At 68.1% G+C, this 2,623-nt stretch carries 5 protein-coding genes and 1 pseudogene; all 6 read right to left on the bottom strand.

Annotated elements, in window-relative coordinates:
• Positions 1-614 (bottom strand): annotated as a pseudogene (locus JCM19049_RS11390) (SDR family NAD(P)-dependent oxidoreductase); the annotation flags it as partial.
• Between the two features lie 68 nt (positions 615-682).
• Positions 683-829 (bottom strand): hypothetical protein, encoded by a 147-nt coding sequence (locus tag JCM19049_RS20485; RefSeq protein ID WP_279403049.1) that lies wholly within the window; start codon positions 827-829, stop codon positions 683-685.
• Between the two features lie 40 nt (positions 830-869).
• Positions 870-1,487, bottom strand: coding sequence for an MFS transporter (locus tag JCM19049_RS20490; protein ID WP_279403050.1), 618 nt, complete (start codon positions 1,485-1,487; stop codon positions 870-872).
• Positions 1,466-1,630 carry a hypothetical protein gene (locus JCM19049_RS20495; RefSeq protein ID WP_279403051.1) on the bottom strand — a complete coding sequence of 55 codons (165 nt, stop codon included), beginning with the start codon at positions 1,628-1,630 and terminating at the stop codon, positions 1,466-1,468. The genes JCM19049_RS20490 and JCM19049_RS20495 overlap by 22 nt, the downstream gene beginning before the upstream one ends.
• Positions 1,627-2,010 carry an MFS transporter gene (locus tag JCM19049_RS20500; RefSeq protein ID WP_279403052.1) on the bottom strand — a complete coding sequence of 128 codons (384 nt, stop codon included), beginning with the start codon at positions 2,008-2,010 and terminating at the stop codon, positions 1,627-1,629. The genes JCM19049_RS20495 and JCM19049_RS20500 overlap by 4 nt, the downstream gene beginning before the upstream one ends.
• Positions 1,947-2,623 (bottom strand): peptidase dimerization domain-containing protein (locus JCM19049_RS20505; RefSeq protein ID WP_279403053.1); only part of this gene is annotated, 677 nt, incomplete at its 5' end. The genes JCM19049_RS20500 and JCM19049_RS20505, both read right to left, overlap by 64 nt.

The following is a 2,623-nucleotide window of genomic DNA, read 5'->3' on the forward strand; positions in this document are numbered from 1 at the left end:
CTCGCGTTCGGTGGCGTTCGCGTCCTCCTGCCCGGCCAGCCAGTCCTCGAACATCTGGGTGCGGGCCATGCCCGGGGCGACGGCGTTGACCCGGATGTTGTGTTCGGCCAGTTCCACGGCCGCGGCGCGGGTCAGGGCGAGCATGGCCCCCTTGCTGGCGCTGTACAGCCCCATGGTGGGCACCCCGATGCTGGCCAGCCGGGAGGTGATGTTGATGATCGCCCCTCCCCCGGCCTCCCGCATCACCCGGCCGGCGGCCTGCAGGCAGAAGATCGCGGCGAACGTGTTGATTTCGAAGGCCTCACGGATCTCATTCTCCGGGGTGTCCAGCATCCGGTTAATGTGGTCGATGGCGGCGTTGTTCACCAGCACGTCCAGCCTCCCGGCCCGGGAGACTACCTCATCGATCAGTCGCTGCGGCGCCCCCGGTGCGGTCAGTTCGGCCTGGATGAAGAAGACCGCCTCGCCCAGTTCGGCGGCCACCTTCTGCCCGCGTTCCGCGGAGCTCCCGAGATCGCCACCCGCATCCCGTCGGCCACCAGCCGCCGGGCGATTTCCACCCCGATGCCGGAGGTTGCCCCGGTCACCAGTGCCACGCGCTGCGCTTCGCTCACGAAATCCAACTCCTTCTTGTTGCCGTGTTCTTCGTTCTGGGTATTGTCGGTGGGCCGCGCCCGGGCGCCTAGCGGCGCCCGGCCCCGACCAGGGTTTCACCCTGTTCGATGCGTTGCTTGTCATCGCTGCCCGGGATCACGTTGCCGCGCAGCGACCGCCCGGCCGTCTCGCGGAAGGTGAGCACCGAGACCAGGCCGATCACGCCGGCCCCCACCAGGTACCAGCCGGGACCAGGGAGCTGCCGGTGAGTTCGATCAGCGCCTCGTTGGCCACCGCGGCGGTGCCGCCAAAGATGGCGGTGGACAGGTTGTAGCCGATCGCGAAACCGGAGTAGCGCACCGCGGTGGGGAACAGGCCGGCAGGGTGGAGGAGATCGTGGACAGCAGCACCACCAGCAGCAGGCCCAGCACGCCGATGCCGATGATCTGCCCCACCAATCCCCCGGTCTGCATCAGCTGCACCGCCGGGACCGGCAGCAGCACGAACCCGGCGCTGGCGGTGATCAGCAGCGGCTTGCGTCCGATCCGGTCGCTGAGCGCCCCCAGCGGCACGATCAGCGCGATCATCAGCAGCTGGATGAACACCAGCGTCAGGTTGGACTCGGTGGCCCCGTGGCCCAGCGTGGCCGTGAGGTAGCTGGGCATGTAGGTGAGCACCAGGTAGAACGCCACGTTCACCAGCACGATGAACCCGAAGAGCTTGAACAGCTGGGCCGGGTAGTGCTTGAGCAGCATTCCCAGCACCTTGGTCGCCGATTCGACTTCCTCATGCTTGGCGGTGTCCTGGGTGAAGGTCTCCGGTTCCTCCAGGTGGCGGCGCATCCACAGCGCGATGCCGCCCAGCAGCAGGGTCAGCGCGAAGGCAGGCGCCACCAGCCGGCCATCATCCCGTCGGTGCCCACGATCAGAGTCAGCACGGTGCACAGGATCGCGGCGCCGCTGAAGCCGGCCAGGGTGCCGAACTCCAGGAAGGAACCGTACTTGCCCCGCTTGTCGTCCGGGGCGTGTTCGCTCATGAACACCGCCGCCCCGGCGTACTCGCCGCCGGCGGAGAAGCCTGGATCATGCGCAGCAGCACCAGCATCAGCGGGGCCAGGAAGCCGACCTGGTCAAAGGTGGGCAGCGCGGCGATGCAGGCGGTGGACACGCTGATCATCACGATGGTGAAGATCAGGATCTTGCGCCGCCCGATTCGGTCGCCCAGCGGCCCCAGCACGGTGCCGCCCAGCGGGCGCACGATGAAGGAGATCGCGAAGGTGGAGAAGGCCAGGATGCGCGGCAGCGCCCCGGCGTCCTCCCCGAAGGTGAAGAACAGCTCGGAGATGTAGACGATCAGGTATCCGTAGATGCCGTAGTCGAACCATTCGATCGCGTTGCCGATCGCCGACCCGGCCACCGACTTGCGGGCCAGTTTCTTCTCTTCGGCCGTGAAATCCGCTTCCCTGCGGATCGCCGGCAGCTGTGCTGGGCTGGACATTGTCTTCTCCTTAGTCCCACTGATGGTGATGATGGCGCAGCGCGATGAGTGCGTAGGCCCGCGCCGCGGTGCACAAGTCCTGGATGGAAACGCTTTCGTTGGGCTGGTGGGCCTGGGTGTTGATTTCCCCCCGGCCCCAGCACGAGGGTGGGCACCTGGTGGTGTTCGGCCAGGAACCCGCCCTCGCAGGAGGCGGTCCAGATCCCGGTCTCCGCGCTGGCCCCGGCATCCGCCAGCGCCTGGCAGACCCGGCGGGTGAAGGGGTGCCCGGGCTCGGTGAGGAACCCGGGCATCTGCATCTGGACTTCCCCGGTGATCTGGATCAGCTCCCGGTGGGGGATCGCAATGTCGGCGATGAGCAGGCGCAGCCGGCGCAGCAGCTGCTCCAGGATTTGCTGCGGGTCCTCCCCGGGCAGCAGCCGGCGGTCCACGCCCAGTTCGGCGGTGTCCGGCACGATCGAGGTGCCGTGCCCGGCGTGCAGGGTTCCCACATTCCAGGTCCCGCCCCCAGCACCGGGTGGCCGGTGTCGGC

The sequence above is a fragment of the Arthrobacter sp. JCM 19049 genome, from assembly GCF_001310435.1.